The sequence below is a fragment of the Labilithrix sp. genome (assembly GCA_019637155.1).
Classification (GTDB): Bacteria; Myxococcota_A; Polyangia; order Polyangiales; family Polyangiaceae; genus Labilithrix.
Map to the genome: position 1 here is coordinate 348,274 of JAHBWE010000007.1, position 13,503 is coordinate 361,776.

The 13,503-nt window shown below is 70.9% G+C and carries 11 protein-coding genes; 4 read left to right on the top strand and 7 right to left on the bottom strand.

Annotated elements, in window-relative coordinates:
* Nucleotides 1–191 precede the first annotated feature (191 nt).
* Nucleotides 192–527 (top strand): hypothetical protein, encoded by a 336-nt coding sequence (locus KF837_17255; GenBank protein ID MBX3229074.1) that lies wholly within the window; start codon nucleotides 192–194, stop codon nucleotides 525–527.
* On the opposite strand, the gene KF837_17260 is transcribed toward KF837_17255, so the two are convergent.
* Together KF837_17260 and KF837_17265 are read right to left on the bottom strand one after the other, a co-directional pair.
* Entirely contained in the window at nucleotides 524–877 is a 354-nt protein-coding gene (locus KF837_17260) for a hypothetical protein (protein MBX3229075.1), read from the bottom strand. The genes KF837_17255 and KF837_17260 overlap by 4 nt on opposite strands.
* 76 nt (nucleotides 878–953) lie before the next feature.
* On the bottom strand, nucleotides 954–1,142 hold the full coding sequence (locus KF837_17265) for a hypothetical protein (protein MBX3229076.1): 189 nt from the start codon (nucleotides 1,140–1,142) through the stop codon (nucleotides 954–956).
* A gap of 184 nt (nucleotides 1,143–1,326) precedes the next feature.
* Between KF837_17265 and KF837_17270 the strand changes: the two genes are divergently transcribed.
* Entirely contained in the window at nucleotides 1,327–3,534 is a 2,208-nt protein-coding gene (locus KF837_17270; protein MBX3229077.1) for a serine/threonine protein kinase, read from the top strand.
* A gap of 38 nt (nucleotides 3,535–3,572) precedes the next feature.
* Here the strand turns inward: KF837_17270 and KF837_17275 are convergent, their stop codons facing one another.
* The 4 genes from KF837_17275 to KF837_17290 all read right to left on the bottom strand — a co-directional run bounded on the left by KF837_17275 (nucleotide 3,573) and on the right by KF837_17290 (nucleotide 8,178).
* Entirely contained in the window at nucleotides 3,573–4,256 is a 684-nt protein-coding gene (locus tag KF837_17275; protein MBX3229078.1) for a DUF4336 domain-containing protein, read from the bottom strand.
* 17 nt (nucleotides 4,257–4,273) lie between these two features.
* On the bottom strand, nucleotides 4,274–4,969 hold the full coding sequence (locus KF837_17280) for a hypothetical protein (protein MBX3229079.1): 696 nt from the start codon (nucleotides 4,967–4,969) through the stop codon (nucleotides 4,274–4,276).
* A 101-nt stretch (nucleotides 4,970–5,070) separates the two neighbouring features.
* Entirely contained in the window at nucleotides 5,071–6,870 is a 1,800-nt protein-coding gene (locus KF837_17285; GenBank protein ID MBX3229080.1) for an aminopeptidase P family protein, read from the bottom strand.
* A 39-nt stretch (nucleotides 6,871–6,909) separates the two neighbouring features.
* Complete coding sequence (locus tag KF837_17290) at nucleotides 6,910–8,178, bottom strand: hypothetical protein (protein ID MBX3229081.1); 1,269 nt, start codon at nucleotides 8,176–8,178, stop codon at nucleotides 6,910–6,912.
* 120 nt (nucleotides 8,179–8,298) lie between these two features.
* On the opposite strand from KF837_17290, the gene KF837_17295 reads away from it, so the two are divergent.
* Complete coding sequence (locus KF837_17295) at nucleotides 8,299–9,852, top strand: right-handed parallel beta-helix repeat-containing protein (protein MBX3229082.1); 1,554 nt, start codon at nucleotides 8,299–8,301, stop codon at nucleotides 9,850–9,852.
* On the opposite strand, the gene KF837_17300 is transcribed toward KF837_17295, so the two are convergent.
* A complete protein-coding gene (locus KF837_17300; GenBank protein MBX3229083.1) occupies nucleotides 9,843–12,302 on the bottom strand; it encodes an amidohydrolase family protein in 2,460 nt (819 codons plus the stop codon). The genes KF837_17295 and KF837_17300 overlap by 10 nt on opposite strands.
* 147 nt (nucleotides 12,303–12,449) lie before the next feature.
* Here KF837_17300 and KF837_17305 point away from each other — a divergent pair, with 147 nt between their 5' ends.
* Nucleotides 12,450–13,469 (top strand): hypothetical protein, encoded by a 1,020-nt coding sequence (locus tag KF837_17305; protein ID MBX3229084.1) that lies wholly within the window; start codon nucleotides 12,450–12,452, stop codon nucleotides 13,467–13,469.
* Nucleotides 13,470–13,503: the final 34 nt, after the last annotated feature.

A 13,503-nucleotide genomic window follows, 5' to 3' on the forward strand; every position in this document is an offset into this window, starting at 1 on the left:
GTCTCCGGTTTCAAACCATCTACGACGGAAAGAAGACCGCTTCGTATCCCAAAGACATGGCGGAGGCCCGCGTCTTCGTCGCGCGATATGCAGGCCGCGGGCCTCGTCGAAATGTCGAGCCCGAGGATGGCGGAGTGGTCGAGCGCGCGTTACGCGCCGTCGCGCGCCGGTCGAGAGCGGCGATGACCCCGTTGCCGAGAGACGCTTCGCAGAAGCTCTGGACCGCGCTGATCGATGACGACAAGCGCCACTTCATGCTGCTCGACCCGGGCTCCTGGCCCGCACGCGCGTTCGCCTCGGCTCGTCGCATCTCGTCCTTCCCGGCGAACCTGCTCCTCTATGACGCGTGGGTCGTCTTCTGGTCGCGAAGCGCCGCCGCGATCGTGAAGGGACCTGCGCTCGGCGACCTCGCCTCGGAGATACTGATGCACGACGACGAGGGCGTCATCGCGCTCAACACGAACACCTACGAGGTGCTCTTCTCCGTCGGCGGTCATGGAACATGGATGTTGGGCCGGCGAGACTAGCGCGCGCCGACGATCTCGGTCGTGGGGATGACGCGGAGCGGTACCGTGCGCACGAGGTTGTGGTCGCGCTTCGGCCAGTCGCCGTGGAGCCGGACCTCGTAGTCGCCGGGCTGCGACGGAGCCTGGAGCTGCATCCCCTCGGCGCTCCGCGGCACGCTCCGGTAGTCGCTCCGGTACTCCGTGGGCGCTCCGACGGGAGCGATGACAATCCAGTACTGGTCGACCGCGCGTCCGTTGATCGGCCGGTCGAAGCGGGCCCACACCGTCGTGTCGGCGACGACCGGGTTCGGCTCGACCGTCATCTTCGGACGTTCGTTGCAGCCAGCGAGGAGCAGAGTGACAAATGACACGAGCACGAACGTTCGCATGGGATTCCTCCTGCGCGAAGAGATGCAGCGCGCGTGCCGGCGACCGAAGAGGTAGCCGTCAGCGCGCCGCGCCGAGCGTCTGCATGAAGAGCAAGTGCACGTCGTGCGAGTGGCCGTGTCGCGTCCGCACGACCGTGGCGACGAGCTTCCAGCCCTCCGCTCCCATGCCGTCGAGACGCTGCGTGAATCCTTCGCTGCCGAGCTCCGAGATCTCGATCGTGAGCGTGCGGTAGCTGTAGCGTTCCATGTTCCACCTCGGCGAACGAGACGTCGGTGCAAGCGTTCGGCCAAACGAGGCTCTCGCGGCTCGAGCGCGAGGAGCTCAGGCGGACACGCGCTCCTCGCGCCGGCGTGCAGGCTTTGCGTCGACGCCGTGTTGGTACGATCTTCGCTGACTTGATCCGTCGCTGCAGGACTGGGACCTTGATCGGGTGGGTCGCCAGCTGCCCGTCCTCATCACGGCGCTGAGCGCGCAGAGCGCGCGCGAGCTCGAGGAGGCAGCGCGTGTCGGGCGTGACGTTTGGGTACCCCTCGAGCGGGAGCCCGCGCAGGGCGGCCCGCACGTCCTCGAGGTGTACACGGCGGAGCTGGACGTCCCCGTCCGCCTGCTCGCCGAACCGCTCGGCATGCGCGGCGAGCACGGCAGCGCGCTCCGGCTCCGCGCCTGGCCGACCGAAAGGACCGAAAAGACCGAGAAGACCGAGAAGGCCGTCAAGACCGAGAAGGCGCGGAAGACGCCGGACGTCGCACGAAAGACGCTCGCGGGAGGACGCTTCGAGCTCCTCTCCCTCATCGGCGAAGGCGCCGTCGGCGCCGTCTACCGAGCGCGCCACACCGGCCTCAACACCACCGTCGCGGTGAAGGTGCTGCACGGGGCCTTCCAGCGGGACACCGAGTTCTGTCGCCGCTTCTACGCCGAAGCGCTCGCGATGAGCCGCCTCGACCACGCGAACCTGATCAACATCCACGACTTCGGCCAGGAGCCCGACGGCCTCCTCTACATCGCGATGTCATGCGTCGAGGGCTTCACCTTGCGCGAGCTCATCCAGCGCGAGCGGCGGTTCGACGTGCCGCGCGTCGCCGCGTTGATGCTCCAGGTCTGCGCCGGGCTCGGGCACGCCCACGGCCGCGGCCTCATCCACCGCGACGTGAAGCCGGACAACATCATGATCGTCACGAAGGAGGACGACGACGGGCACACCGCCGAAACCGTCAAAGTTCTCGATTTCGGATTCGCGGTGCCGCCGAGCGTATCGGGCGAGGTCGCCCAGCGACTGGCGGGCACGCCGGTGTACATGTCGCCCGAGCAATGCCGCGGCGAGGAGCTCGACGCACGAAGCGACCTCTACGCGTGCGGCATCATGATGTACGAGCTCGCGACGGGGACGGTGCCGTTCCTCGCGCACGACGCGGTGACGCTCCGGCAGATGCACATCGACGCCCCTGCCCCGCTCATCGCTCCCAAGCGCCCCGACATCGATCCCCGCTACGAGCGGATCGTGCAGCGGGCGCTCTCCAAGGACCGCGAGCACCGCCAGGCGAACATGATGGAGCTCCGCGCGGAGCTGAAGGGTCTCCTCCTCCCCGAGCCGACGCCCGAGGTTCGGGAGGTTCGGACGGAGGGCCCGCCGTCCGCGCCCCATCCCGCGACGCCCTCGCCGCCACGCGCCGCCGCCACCGACGACGACGACTGGCTCGAACGAGGAACCGGCTACGACATCAGGACGCCTGCGAGCACGCTCGCGGACGGCCTCGCGCGCGACGCGAGCTCGTGGCTGGGAGAGCTGTCGCGCGAACGCAACCCGCGCGCGTTCACCCGCCGCGTCGACGAGCTCGACGGCGCGGTGCGGATGCTGCTCGAGCGCGCCGACGCGAAGACGCTCTCGCGCGTCTCCGCCGTCGTCGCGGGCCTCGTCGATCACGATCGCGAAGAGGCGGGGCGGAACGCGCTCGCCGCGGTCGCGCGCCTCTTCGCCAACCCCGATCTCCTCGCCCCCATCGCCACCGCTCTCCTGACGCGAGACCCCGGCGATCCGCAGCGGAGCGCCGCCGCCGATCTCGTCGCGCAGGCGCGCATCTCCGGCGCGGTCGCGCTCTACGGCGCGCGCGCCAAGCTCGCCGCGGATCCGCGCGTCCGAGTCACGTTCGTGACCACGATGAAGTCGCTCGGCGCCTCCGCGCGCCCGGTGTTGCGCGCGGCGCTCGAGCGGCTCTACGAGCAAGGAGCGACCGGCCAGCATCGCGGCGCGACGGAGCTCGCGGAGGACGTGCTCCTCGCCGTACCGAAGGGCAACGACGACCTCACCGGCGAGCTCGTGGTGAAGTTCGCGCGCTCGAACGTGGCCAGCATCGCCCGCGCCGCCGCGCGAGCGCTCCCGCGCGTGTGGGGCCTACGCGCGCGTCCGGTCCTGCTCGATCTCGTCCAGCACGAGGACGACGGCGTCTGCCTGGCGGCGGTCGTCGGCCTCCACGAGATGGACGCGATCGACCTCGAGGCCGTCGCGCGCATCGCCGCGCAAGTCGCCGCCGGTCGCGTACGCACGCAGCAGCTCCAGCTCGCCTTCGCGACCGCGCTCCGCTCCGCGACCACGAGCGCCCGCGCCGACGCGATGTCCGTCCTCGCCCGGCTGCCCCGCTGAGCCGCGAGGCGCCGCGGGGAGCGAGCCGCGAGGCCGGGTCACAGCCAGCGGTACGCTCGTTCGAGCACCGCGGCGGCGTCGGTGGTGACGAGCGCGCCGTGCGCGAGGACGATGCGCTCCGCTCCCCACGCGACCATGCGCCCGATCTGCTCCTTCGCCGCGGCGCGATCGCGGATGAAGAGGCGCTCGAGCAACGTCGGCCCCGGCGCGCGGAGGCCCGTCATGAAGGCGACGGCGCGCGTCACGGCCGACGGATGACGCGCGAGATCGAAGACGACGTCGCTCGTGATCATCGTCCTCGTCGCAGGATGGAAGAACACGACCTCGTTCTGGAGCGGAAGGGCGGTGAAGGCGACCTGCTCGAGATCGCCGCGCCACTCCGCGTCGCCGGGCACGCCGTCGCCGAGCTCACGGCTCCAGCGAACGTCGGAGCGCTTGGCGGCGAGGCCGGGGCAGCCGGACACCGACGCCGCGGGGTACGCGCGCGCCCAGTCGCCGACGAAGAGGTGATGATAGAGGCACGGCGCGACGATGGCCGCGACCGGACCGAGCCGATCGACGGCCTCGCGCGTGGCGTCGTCGAGCGCGACGGGCGAGTGGACGAAGAGGCCTCCGCCGGCGAGGCGGACGACGGTCATGCGCGTCCCGACCTCGAGCCCGACGAAGCGCAGCCGCCGCTCCGCGATCCAGAGCCCGTCGTCGATCGGCGTGAGGCTGTTCACTGCCAGCGAGTCTACCGCTAGAAGCGCACGCCGAGCCCGCCGCCGACGGTGGGACCGCGCGGGCTGGGGGTCGGGCTCGGAGTCCACTGCGTGGTCGAGCCCTCCTGGTGAACGAACGGCGAGACGAAATAGAGCGTGCTGCCGAAGGCGATCGACGTGGCGCCGGCGATCGCGAACGTCTGCATCCCGGTGTCCGCGCGGCGCATGTTCCCCTCCGTCACCCCGAGCGCGATGCCGAGCGCCGCCGCGCCGAGCAGCATGAACGTGACGCCGAGCGGCTTGCCGATGCTCACCGATTGCTGGCCGAGCGTGTGGTTCACGACCTCGGTCGCGTGCGTGACGTGAACGGGGACGAAGCTCCGGCGCGTCTGATGGCGCGAGCCGATCCCCTCGAGCACGAGCTCGTAGTCGCCGTACGGCATCCCGAGCGAGCATGGCGTGGAGGTGCAGAGCACCGTGCCCGGCTCCACGTAGTGGGTCTCCCCCTGCGCCGTCGTCACCTCGCCGCCCGACGCGAGGAGGACGCGCGCCGGCACGTCCGTCGTGACCAGCACGCGCGCGCCTCCGTTCGCCGGCGGGACGAGCGCCTCCTCCGCGGCCGGCATGCTCTGCGGCGGCGGCGGCGGCGGTTTCAGATGGACCGTGCCGCAGCCGGTGCCGGCGAGCGAAGCCGCAGAGAGCAGCGCGATGGCGAGCGGTCGGACGGAGGGCATCGACACGTGGGAGAGCAAATGCCGAGCCGCGAGATCCCGGCCCACTCGTCGCGCCTTCTGGTCCGGTGTGTCCCCTCGTTCTCACTCGCGCGTCGCGAATCTCACCAGCTCGGCAGCGGCTCGGTCGCGCGAAGGAGCCAGGCGTGCGCCTCGCCCTCGACGAGAGGCGCGAGCCGCTTCCGGACCTCGGCGTGGTACGCGTCGAGCCAGGCGCGCTCGCGCGCGTCGAGCTGGGTCGGATCGATGCAGCGCACGTCGATCGGGCAGAGCGTCAGCGTCTCGAACGCGAGGAACTCGCCGAGCTCCGATTTTCCGGCGGGCACGGTGAGGACGAGGTTCTCGATCCGCACGCCCCACCGCCCCGGCCGGTAGAGACCGGGCTCGTTGGAGGTGATCATCCCCGGCTCCATCGTCGCGTGCGCGAGCGCCGCGGCGCCGGGCGAGATCCCCTGCGGCCCTTCGTGCACGGCGAGGAAGTACCCGACGCCGTGACCGGTCCCGTGACCGTAGTCGGAGAGCGTCGCCCAGATCGGCGCCCGCGCGATCGCGTCGAGCAAGCCGCCGCGGACGCCGCGCGGGAAGCGCGCGAGCGAGAGCTGGATCATGCCCTTCAGCACCGCGGTGACGTCCCGCTTCTGCTCCGCCGACACGGCGCCGATCGCGACGACGCGCGTGATGTCGGTCGTGCCGCCGAGGTACTGGCCGCCCGAGTCGACGAGGAGGAGCCCGTCTCCCTCGATCGTCGCGTGGCTCTCCGGCGTCGCGCGGTAGTGGGGCATCGCGCCGTTCGCGTTCCATCCCGCGATCGTCGCGAAGCTCGGCCCGACGTAGCCGCGTCGCTTCCGCGCGGCGCAAGCTTGCTCGTCGATCGTGAGCTCGGTGACGCGCTCACCGCGCGCGAGCGCGCCCTCGAGCCACGAGAAGAGCTCGGCCAGCGCGGCGCCGTCCTTCTCCATCGTCGCGCGGACGTGCGCGATCTCCTCGTCCGTCTTCTGCGCCTTGAACGGCACGGTGGGGTTCATCGCCTCGACGACCTTCACGTGCCCCGGCACCGCGAGCGTGAGCCCGAGGGTGACGCGCGCGGGATCGAGGAGGAGCGCGGCATCCGCGGGCAGCGCCGCCAGCGCCGACTTCGCGTCCGCGTACGGCGCGAGGCGCACGCCGTCGGCGGCGAGCCGCGCCGCGATCTCCGGCGGGACCTTGCCCTCTCCGACGAAGAGCACGACCTCGCTCGGCCCCACGAGCAGGTGCGCGAGGAAGACCGGGTTGTAGTCGACGTCCGCGCCGCGGAGGTTGAGGAGCCACGCGACGTCGTCGAGCGTGGAGACGAAGTGCCACGCCGCTCCTTTCTCCGTCATCGCCGCGCGGAGGCGCGCGATCTTCGCCGCGCGCGTCACCGTCGCGTGCGGCGCGACGTGCTCGTAGATCGCCGCCGCGGGCAACGGCGGCCGATCGGTCCACGCCTCGCCGACGAGATCGAGATCGGTCCGGAGCGTCGCCCCGCGCTTCTCGAGCGCGGACTTCAGCGCCTTCGACGCCGCGTACCCGAGGACGTCACCGAACACCGCCACCGCGCCGCCCTTCGGGACGTTCTCGCCGAGCCAGTCGATGTGCGCCGCGCTCCCCGACGCGGGCAGCGACATCCGCGTGATGCTGGAGCCGGCGAGCTGCGCGTCGGCCTGCGTGAAGTAGCGGCTGTCGACCCAGAGCCCCGCGAAGCTCGGCGTCACGATGAGCGTCCCGACGGATCCGGTGAACCCCGACGCCCACGCGCGGCCCTGCCAGTGCTCGGGCAGATACTCCGAGAGGTGCGGATCCGCCGACGGCACCACGAGCGCGGCGACCTGATGACGAGCGAGGAGCTCACGCAGAGCGTCGATACGAGCAGAAGACGAGGTCATCCACCCTGCGTAGACAACTCGCGGCCCACAGACCAGCCCTCAGCGCGCGCCGGCGTCCGCAACCTGCGCGAGGCAGGCCTCGTAGCGCGTGTTCACGCACGTGCCGGCGTCGGAGCACTCGAGCCCTGTCGAGTCGGCGCACCGCGTGTTCGGGGCGGTGCACGCCTCTCCGCGGTTCGCGACGTGAACGCAGGTCTTTCGATCGCTGGTGGCGTCGACCGACCGGCACCGCGCGTCGCCCGCGCACCACCCCTCCGAGCAACTCTCTCCGAGTCCGGGCACTTGGGCAGGAGGACTGCACCCGCCGCCTACGCACGAGCACGCCCCGCCGATGCACCAGAGGCCCTCCGCGCACTGCTCGGTGTACGCGCACGGCTCCCCTCGAGCGAGGCGCGCCACGCACGTGCCGGTGCAGTGCGCAGCCTCGACGCAGGGGAGGAAGCCCACATAACAATCCTCGCCGATCGCGGCCGCCGCTTCGCAGGTGCCCCCGTCGTTCCGCTCGTTGCAGAACGCTCGCTCGTCGCAGACGCCGCCCGGCCCACACCGCTCGCCGATCGGCGCTCTCGGCACGCACGTGTATCGACTCGGGTCGCGCTCGTCCGGCATGTGCTTGCAGACGCTTCCAGCGGCGCACGGGCGCGACGAGGAGCACTCCAGCTCGGGCCGCGGCTTCATAGGGACGCATCGCTTCGTGGCGACGTCGCAGCGCTGACCCCGGGGGCAGACGAGCCCGTCGTCCGGGGATCCTGGAGGTGCCGGAAGAGTGCACACCTGTCCCTCCGCGTAGACGCCGGCGCACGTCCCGCAGGCGCTCGCCGTGCCCGCGTCCGAGTCCGGGGACCGGTTGCACGTCCCGCTCGCGCACTGAGACCCCTCGATGCAGGCCGCCCCGGCCTCGAGCGTGCCGAACGTCTGGCACGCCAAGAGGACGCCGCCGCGGACGTCGTCGCACGACTGCGCGCGCAGCTCGGCCGCGCACGCCAGCATGCCGTCGATCGTGCGCGTCGTCCCGGGCGCGAAGAAGTACTCCGGACACCGATTCCTGGTGCTCTCGAGGCACTCTTCGAGGGCAGCGGCAGACTGCTTCTCGCACTCCGCGCGGCGCTCGCACGTCGCGTTCATGTACTCGAGGCAGGCGGACATCTCGGTCCCCGGCGGCCCCGCGTCTTGGCTCCCCTCGCCGTCCGCCCCCGCGTCGGAGGTCGAGGCAGCTGCGCCGCGATCGTCGTCGTCGGAGCACGCGATGAAGAGCGCCGCTCCGAGCCAGACGACGACACATGTTCCCAATGCGACCCGTCGTTGCATTTTCCTCCCACGGCCCCCGAAGCGGCGTGGATGGACGTCGCCGCGGGCGGATCATTCAAGCCCATCGCTCGAACGCGCTTTGGGTCGCAGTTCCAGCCCGCCCGTGCAACGCTAGGCAGGATGTCTCGTCGCTCGCTGCGCACGATCTTCGCCTTTTGTTGCGTCGCTCTCCTCTCTTCCTCGGCAGCGGCCGAGACGCGCACGGTCGGAGCCGGGAAGCAGCACGCCTCGCTCGCCGAGGCGCTGGAGGTCGTCGCGCCGGGGGACGTCGTCGAGGTCTACGACGACGAGACGTATCCGACGACCGGCGAAGGCGGCGCCGTCGCCAAGCGGCACGGCTCGCCGACGGGGAAGATCACGATCCGTGGGATGAAGAACGCGCAAGGCAAGCGCGTGAAGCTCTCGGGCGGCAAACAAGGCGCGCTCTTCCTCCAGGGCAACCACTACGTCGTCGAGGGGTTCGAGATCACGAACGGCACCGAGACGTGCGTCACGCTCCGCGCGAACGACGTCACGATCCGCGACAGCGTCGTCCATGACTGCCCGCGGCACGGCATCCTCGCGCTCGACGAGGGCATGGGCTCGCTCACGCTCGAGTACGTCGAGGTCTACAAGGCGGGGCTGGAGGAGGAGGGCCAGGCGCTCAAACACCCGATCTACGTCTCGTCCGACGCGAACCCGACGACGGGCTTCCCCGGCTCCGTCTTCCGGATGGAGCACTGCTACGTCCACGACGCGCGCGACGGCAACAACGTGAAGAGCCGCGCGGAGCGGAACGAGATCCGGTTCAACTGGATCGAGGGCGCCGGGTACTACGAGCTCGAGCTCATCGGCCCGGACCTCGCGCAGGCGGACGTCGCGCGCCACTCGGAGGTCATCGGCAACGTCTTCTTCAAGACGAACGCACGATCGCACATGGTGCGCATCGGCAGCGACGGCAGCGCCAACTCGAACGGCCGCTACCGATTCGTGAACAATACATTCATCCTCTCCGCCACCACCGAGGGCCTCCTCCGCGCGGAGCAGGTCATCGACAGCCTCGAGTTCACGAACAACGTCGGCTGGCGGTTCGGGCGGAGCATCAACTCGGTCTTCCGGCGGTCGGAGACGGAGTGGCTGAAGGGCACGCCGCGCATCAGCGGCGCGAACAACTGGTTCCCGACCGGATCGGAGGACGTCCCGGAGGAGCTCGAGGGCACGATCCTCGGCGGCGATCCCGGCTTCACCTCGACGAGCCCGCTCGACCTGCGACCGAAGGCGAACGGCGCGCTCGCCGACAAGGGCACGGCGACCTCGCCCTCGCCGGAGGGCGCCGCGTTCCCGAACCCGTTCGCGATCCCGCCGGCGTTCGTCCCCGGCCAGCGCGCGGTCCCCCGCGCCGGGAGCCCGCTCGAGCGACCGCGGAGCGGCGCGCCCGACATCGGCGCGTACGAGGTCGGGAGCGACGCGCCGCCGGGCAGCGCGGGCGCAGAGGAGGACCAGCCGGCGCCGGGCGAAGATCCGAGCGCGGAGGACGGCGACGACGACGACGATCGCACGAGCGGTCGCGGCAAGACGCGCGACATCGGCACCTGCGGCTGCCGCTTCGTCGGCGCCCGCGGCGAGCGCGCCGCCCTCGCGTTCGGTCTCGCCGTCGTCGCGCTCGCGTACGCGCGCCGGCGTCGTCAGGGCTGACGCGGGAGGTCCGCGTCGAAGCGCGGGTAGATCTTCCGGTTACCGTGCGACCAGTGGCAGATGCCGACCACCTTCGCGAACGTCGTGCCGACCGGGAACGTGTTGTCGAGCTCGCGCCAGACGAAGTCGTCGACGCGGACGCCGCCCGTCACCACGAGCTCGTCGAAGTCGAGCGGCGCGTCGGGGTTCGCGTCGGTCACCGCGACGGGGCCGTCGATCGCGCAGAGCATGCCTTCGAGCTTCTCGCCGCCGCTCCCGTCGTAGTCCGCCGGCACCGCGATCGGCGCGATCGCGAGCGTCGTCCCCGCGTCGACGACGGTCACCTTCGGGTTCGTGAGCTCGCTCGTGCCGTCGAACTCGATGTAGTCGCCTTCGACGTCGACCTCGTTGCCGACCTTCACTCCCGGTTGGGCGCTGCCCGTGAAGACGAACAGGCCGCCGAGCTCGGTCGCCGTCGCGTCCTGGACGAAGAAGCCGAGGCCGGTGGTGCCCGTCTTCACCGCGGTGACGACGACGCCCTTGATCGAGGGCCGCGACGAGCCCGGGGTCGGGTGTCGCGGCGAGCTCGGATCGCGAATGTCGGCGATCGAGAGCGTCACCGGCGCGACGCCGCCCGGGCTCGCGCCGCAAGCCGGGTCGGGATCCTCCGGGCAAGGATCGGACGCGTTGGGGACGCCGTCGCCGTCCATGTCGTCCGCGTCGGGCGGCGTGCAGCTCTCGCCGGCGTCGAACGGGCAGCGGTCGCACGCGTCGCCGATGCCGTCTCCGTCGACGTCGCCTTGCGCGCCGTGATCCATCGGGCGGATCGGGTTGAAGACGCTCGGGCAGTTGTCGTCCGCGTCCGCGACGCCGTCGCCGTCTTTGTCGCCGGCGGTGATCCCGTCGTAGACGGAGGCCTGATCGTCGCTCGCCGTCGCGCCGCGCGCGGGCTCGCAGCTCGGCTCGTTCTTCGGCGTCTCGCCTTTGCAGTAGAAGAGCGGATACACGGCGTTGGCGGCGGTCTGGAGATCGGCGAGCGTCACCCCCGCCGCCGCGTCCTTCCTCACGCACGCCTTCTTCGTGAACTTGCAGACGGCGAGGTCTTCGCAGTCGCCGTCGCCGATCTCGGAGACGAGCTCGCTGTCTCCGTACATCGTCTTGCCGCCGCGGAGGACGAGGATCGTGTCCTCGACGCCCGCCTCGATGACGGCGCGATACCCGCGCGCCTGGGTCGCGTCGAAGAGGGCGACGTCGGCGACGAGGCCGGCCTTCAGCTGGCCGATCGTGTCGGCGGTGCCGGTCGCGTAGGCGGCGTGGACGGTGACGGACTGCCAGAGCTGCCGATCGGTGAGCGCGCGATCGAAGTATTTCCGATTCAGGTCGTCGGCGCATTTCAGCTCGCGCGCGACGTTCATCGAGCCCGAGGGGAGCCAGTCGGTGCCGAGCGCGATCGGGACTCCGAGGTGGGCATATTCGGCAATCGGCGCGGTATTGCCATAAAGCGATATGTTCGAGCGCGGGGACCAAACCAATATCGCGAGGTCGTCGCGATATTGCCGAATGTCGCCCGGATTCACCGCCACGCCGTGGATGACCGCGGTCTGGCGCTGGATGAGGTCGTGCGTCGGATCCGAGACGCCGGGGAAGGTGTTGCTCTGGCACAGGAACTCGGCGTGAGCTTCGTCGTCGACGCCCTCCGCGACGTGCGGGAGGTACGCCTTCGTGTTCGCGATGTCCGTCGTCTTCTTTCGATTGGACGGGAATCGATTGCACGTCTTGGCGAGCGTCCCGCTCGAGTCGTTGAGCGGGAACGTGTCCGACACCGCGAGCTTGACCGGGAGCCCTTCGAGCTGCCGCGTGTTGCTGTCGATGTTGCGCGCGAGGCCCGGCGCGCCGCTGCCCGCGGAGCCGCCGCTCGCCGTCGACGTGAGGCCGCTCATGATGAAGCGGAGCTCCGCGGCCGCGACGGCGTTCCTCACCGTCGGCGCGTTGGTCCGGATCACGGTGTGGCCGCGGAGCCCTTTCCGCCAGTCGTGCCGGTGCTCGTAGCGCTCGCTCGCCGGCCGCGGCGGCGGGTTGTTCGCGAAGGAGATGTGATCGTGCGCGTTGATGAGCCCCGGCGAGACGACGACGTCGGTGCACGCGATCTTCGTCGCCGCGTCGTAGCCGGCGGCGCTCGAGCACGACGCGCCGGCGCACGCGATGACGCCGTTCGCGTCGATGAAGAGCTCGCCGTCGGCCGGTCCCTCGGGCAGGAGCAGCGTGCCGGCGATGACCTTGGACGCGTCGCCCCTCTTCGTGACCTTGCAGAGGTGTTTGGTCGCCGTCCCGTCCGGGTTCTGGGTTGGCGTCGCCGACGGCGCGACGACGGCGGCGCCGGAGAGCGCGCTGTCCTCGTGCTCGCCGCACGCGACGAAGCCGAGGACCGCGGCGAGCGGACACACCGCGACCATGCTGCGACGAAGCGACATCGGCCACGCTCCTACCCCGGGAGCCGGCCGGCGCACGCAACCATCGAACGTCATACGGAAATGAGACGTTTTCTCCCTGCGCGATCTGCGCAACGTTTCACGGAGGGTTCATTCCGGCGGTGGATCGCGCGTCGTAGGATGAAGCTCGTGCGGCTGGCCCTGACGCTCGCGGCGAACCTGCTCTACGTGAACGCCGTCCTTTGGATGGTCGAGATGATCGGGCGCACGTTCACTCCCGCGCTGCATCTCGCCGGGACGGCGCTCACGGTGGCGCTCGTCTTCGGCGCGCTCCTCGTCCTGGCGCGGCATCCGCTCCCCACGCTCGTGTCGGCCGGAGTCCCCGCCGCGTTCGTGCTCGTGTGGCTCGCCACGACGGGCGCAGAGCGCGGATGGCGCGAGCTCCTCGAGATGCTCGTTCCGCTCCTCGCTTGGTGCGTGGGCCTCGGCGGCCCGCTCTTCGTGGTGAACCGCCTCCTCCTGCCGTGGGTCCTGCGCGCCGGTGCCCCTCCGCGGAGCGCCGTGGTCGTCGTCGGCGCGGCCCTCCTCGTCGCCGGCGTCGCGCTCTTCTTCCATCACGCGCGCGACGCCGCGCAGCGGAAGCGCTGGGAGTCCGAGCAGGTCGCGGCGCGCGAACGGGAGCGCGTGCGGATCGAGCGCCTGCGGGAGTCGGTCGCCGCCGGCGATCGAAGCAAGGCCTGCGAGTACTTCGCGAGCGATCCGTCGGCGAAGCCGGAGCTGTTCGAGCCGTGCCGGCGCTGGGTCGACGGCCTCGCGGACGCGGCCACGCGCTGGAGCGAGCTCGAGCACTTCTGCCAGGGATCGAGCTTCAAGAAGTGGAGCGAGCAAGACCGCGTCGACGGCGGCTCCTTCCTCCGCCGCGAGCCCGTCGTGCCGCCCGCACATCAGGCGTGGTTCGTGGCCACGTACCTCGAGACCTGGATGTCTCTCGACGACCACCGGCTCTTCCAGCAGAGCGACAAGATCGCCGGCGCGCTCTACGCCGTCGACGAGCGCCGCGACGTGAAGTGGTCGCCCGACACGTACCGCGCCGTGCACGACCGCGCGCCGAAGATGATCGCACGCCTCGAGGAGGCGCTCACCTGTTCACCGTCCACCGAGGAGCGCGCACGAGGCGACTCCCTCCTCCACACGCTCACGACGCGCTGACGCTACGTTCGCCGCCCGCTGCGCGGCGTCGGCT

What these genes read in the sequence shown, in the direction of transcription:
- KF837_17295 (MBX3229082.1), top strand. Translation starts at nt 8,299, where the DNA reads ATGTCTCGTCGCTCGCTGCGCACGATCTTCGCCTTTTGTTGCGTCGCT.
- KF837_17280 (MBX3229079.1), bottom strand. Translation starts at nt 4,969, where the DNA reads ATGCCCTCCGTCCGACCGCTCGCCATCGCGCTGCTCTCTGCGGCTTCG.
- KF837_17300 (MBX3229083.1), bottom strand. Translation starts at nt 12,302, where the DNA reads ATGTCGCTTCGTCGCAGCATGGTCGCGGTGTGTCCGCTCGCCGCGGTC.
- KF837_17265 (MBX3229076.1), bottom strand. Translation starts at nt 1,142, where the DNA reads ATGGAACGCTACAGCTACCGCACGCTCACGATCGAGATCTCGGAGCTC.
- KF837_17285 (MBX3229080.1), bottom strand. Translation starts at nt 6,870, where the DNA reads ATGACCTCGTCTTCTGCTCGTATCGACGCTCTGCGTGAGCTCCTCGCT.
- KF837_17290 (MBX3229081.1), bottom strand. Translation starts at nt 8,178, where the DNA reads ATGCAACGACGGGTCGCATTGGGAACATGTGTCGTCGTCTGGCTCGGA.